The sequence below is a fragment of the Acinetobacter sp. YH12131 genome (assembly GCF_013418635.1).
Classification (GTDB): Bacteria; Pseudomonadota; Gammaproteobacteria; order Pseudomonadales; family Moraxellaceae; genus Acinetobacter; species Acinetobacter towneri.
The window spans coordinates 1-3,188 of record NZ_VPBQ01000041.1 but is presented as its reverse complement, the minus strand read 5'-3'; the positions used below and the strand labels follow the sequence as shown (position 1 = coordinate 3,188).

Sequence of the window (3,188 nt, the reverse complement as noted above, 5' to 3'; positions counted from 1 at the left end):
TAATGCAGGTTCAATCCTTATATTTAAAAAGTTATAATTTAGTTGAAATGGATAAAATATACTTTCTATAAGTTGTAATAACCTGCTGTAGGTTAATTTTAGCAAAGTATTACTCAGTCAACAACTTCAAATAACCCACAGCAAGTTATTTTTTGTAAATTAATTTAAATATGATTACTTGTAAGTTATCTAGCCTCATGGGCGATAGAAAAATTTTAAAATTAAGTGAAGTGGTGCATGCAACAGGTATCAATCGCAACACGCTCACAAGTATGTATTATGACCGTGCTGTACGTATTGAATTACCAGTCGCCGATAAGTTGTGTAAGTACTTTAACTGTACGATGAATGATTTGTTTGAGTTTAAGGAAGAAGTTGAAGAAAAAGATTAACTTAATACTTCGTTTGATAAGTTTTTCGAAGAAAAAGACTAGCCAATACTTAGTTTGATAAGTTTTTCTCTGCAGATCTAATATTGAATTTTATAAAATATCATTACAAACAGAGGTGGTTCCACTTGTTTGAACAACTAAAAGCGTATTTATAAGTGATATTCCGCTCTAGTTAAGCCACCTTGTTTTGTTGGGGTAGCTGATCATAGTAAAACTCATTTGGTGTCATTTTGTCTAGACTCGAATGAGGTCGTTTCAGATTATAAAACTCAAAATATGCACTCAATTGCTTTTTCGCATCTGTGACACTGCTATAAGCTTTGAGATACACCTCTTCATATTTAACGCTCCGCCATAATCGTTCAACCATCACATTATCTACCCATCGACCTTTACCATCCATACTGATTTGAATGCCATTTGATTTCAATACATCAATAAATGCATCACTGGTGAACTGACTGCCTTGGTCTGTATTCAATATTTCAGGTGATCCATATTTTTCAATCGCTTCATTTAAAGCCGAAATACAAAAATCCACCTCCATACTAATCGATACCCTATGCGCAAGTACCTTGCGGCTATGCCAATCAATCACAGCACATAAATAAACAAAGCCTTTTGCCATAGGGATATACGTTATATCAGTAGACCACACTTGATTACTGCGCTGAATAGCCAATCCTTTGAGCAGATATGGATATTTACGGTGAGCTTGATTAGCCTGGCTTAAATTTGGTTTGCAATATAACGCCTGAATACCCATTTTCTTCATTAAAGTACGTGTATGACGTCGTCCTATATGATGCCCTTGACGATTCAACAAATCACGCATCATACGACTGCCTGCAAAAGGATATTGCATATGTAATTCATCAATACATCGCATCAGCTTCAGATCTGATGAGCTAACAGGTTTTGGGCGATAATAATAACAACCACGAGAGACTTTCAGTAACTTAGCTTGTTTAGATACTGAAATCTGAAGTGAGTGATCGATTAACTTTTGTGGTTGAAGCGGCCCAGTTTCTTCAACACACCTTCTAAAAAATCAATTTCTAATGCCTGCTCACCGATTTTTGCATGTAACTTTTTAAGATCAATGGGAGGTTCTGATGGAGCTTTTGATTGATCGAAAGCTTGTGAGGAAGCTGAGATCAATTGATTTTTCCAGTCAATAATTTGGTTTTGATGAACATCAAACTCAGAACTCAATTCAGCAAGTGTTTTTTCTGCTTTGATCGCAGCAAGTGCTACCTTAGCCTTAAAGTCGTTTGAATGATTTCTTCTTGGTCTACGTGCCATAAAATACTCCATATATTGATGTTTATAACATCATTTGAGGAGCAGAGTATCACTTATAGGAGTTGTTCAAATTTCCGGATCCATCTCTAAGTGAGGAGGAAATGACTCTTACTATTCAGATGTTGTTTCAAGCTTTTTTTGATTGATAGAGTTTTATGTATTAAACTCTATATTGAAAGTAAATATATTGTAAAAATAGTATGTTATTTACTAATTGATTAAATTATTTACACTTATTCTGTATAATGCTCTATGAATTCATTACTTATTTTTTTAAATTAAAAATCATATGCAAAGCTTAAATGATGAAGAGTGTCGCCAAGTTGAAAGTGTAAAACAGCTTTTACAAAAAAATTTTAAAGATAAGCTTTATGCTATTTATTTATATGGTTCGTATGTTGATGGTGGTTTAAAACATAAAAGTGATCTTGATATTTTAGTTATTATTGAACGTGAAATTACCGATCAGGAAAGAAAACAATTAGCGCAGAATTTTCTAAATATATCTGTTCCGATTGGTCATGCTACAGCGCGTGCCTTAGAAATTACGATATTAGAAAAAGGGAGTATTACCAATAAAAATCATCCATATACATATCAGCTACAATATGGCGAGTGGTTGAGAGAAGAATTACTCAAAGGTGAATTACTTTATAGTCAATCTGATCCAGATATTAGTATTTTACTTAAAACTGCCCAATTACATAACATTACTATCTTTGGACCTGATATTTGCGATTGGTTAAATCCAATTAGCTATGAACAATTAATATTTGCCATGCAAAAAACTTATCCACAAATTATTGCTCATTGGAAAGACGATCAGGATGAATGTAATCAAATTTTAGCGCTATGCCGTATAGCTTATACATTAGATCATAAAACAATAGTTGCCAAGGATGTTGCTGCGACATGGTTTTTAGAATTCTTAAGTCAGATAGATCAAGACATTTTGCAACTCATAATAGATGAATATATTGGGCAAGGTCATGAGCAATGTTGGTTAGTTTTACATGATCAGCTTGCTAAAATTGTTAAAGAATTACAGCATAAAATTGAACCACTACTTTTTAACTGATGTGGAAGTAATGGATATGCTTCTTAGATTATTACCTCACTATATCTCTAAATACCGAAGAGACTTGATATTGCAAAGGGGGGCGTGGTTGGAGTTGCATGAAGATTTTAAATAAAAGCGGAGGAACTAGGGTAAAAGTTGCCAAAAAGTTTCTTCTGAAATGACTTTTATATTATGACGTTTAAGCAAAGCGGAGGTAACTCCATTGCCATAGATCTTATTCCCATTAAATTGACCATCGTAAATCATTGAACTACCACATGAAGGGCTATTTTCTTTAAGCACTGAGGGCGTTCAAAATTCTGTGTCAGTAAATTTGACTAGATTTTAATTATATCATCTAATCGACCTTCAAAGTAAATGGATAATTGAGTAATCGTTTGTCCCCATTCCTGAATAGGCATTGTCCATTT

The 3,188-nt window shown here is 33.6% G+C and carries 3 protein-coding genes and 1 pseudogene; 2 read left to right on the top strand and 2 right to left on the bottom strand.

Features of this window, described 5'->3' with window-relative positions:
- Window positions 1–170: 170 nt before the first annotated feature.
- Window positions 171–392 carry a helix-turn-helix transcriptional regulator gene (locus FTU66_RS13440; RefSeq protein ID WP_004658364.1) on the top strand — a complete coding sequence of 74 codons (222 nt, stop codon included), beginning with the start codon at window positions 171–173 and terminating at the stop codon, window positions 390–392.
- A gap of 172 nt (window positions 393–564) precedes the next feature.
- Here the strand turns inward: FTU66_RS13440 and FTU66_RS13435 are convergent.
- A protein-coding gene (locus tag FTU66_RS13435; RefSeq protein WP_099046175.1) for an IS3-like element ISAba14 family transposase occupies window positions 565–1,709 on the bottom strand; the annotation gives its coding sequence in 2 pieces (ribosomal slippage) (window positions 565–1,445 and window positions 1,445–1,709; 1,146 coding nt in all).
- A gap of 277 nt (window positions 1,710–1,986) precedes the next feature.
- Here FTU66_RS13435 and FTU66_RS13430 point away from each other — a divergent pair.
- Complete coding sequence (locus FTU66_RS13430; protein ID WP_038350081.1) at window positions 1,987–2,775, top strand: aminoglycoside adenylyltransferase domain-containing protein; 789 nt, start codon at window positions 1,987–1,989, stop codon at window positions 2,773–2,775.
- A 126-nt stretch (window positions 2,776–2,901) separates the two neighbouring features.
- Here the strand turns inward: FTU66_RS13430 and FTU66_RS13425 are convergent.
- Window positions 2,902–3,060: pseudogene (locus FTU66_RS13425) on the bottom strand (DUF523 domain-containing protein); the annotation flags it as partial.
- Window positions 3,061–3,188 lie beyond the last annotated feature (128 nt).

What these genes read in the sequence shown, in the direction of transcription:
- FTU66_RS13440 (WP_004658364.1), top strand. Translation starts at nt 171, where the DNA reads ATGATTACTTGTAAGTTATCTAGCCTCATGGGCGATAGAAAAATTTTA.
- FTU66_RS13430 (WP_038350081.1), top strand. Translation starts at nt 1,987, where the DNA reads ATGCAAAGCTTAAATGATGAAGAGTGTCGCCAAGTTGAAAGTGTAAAA.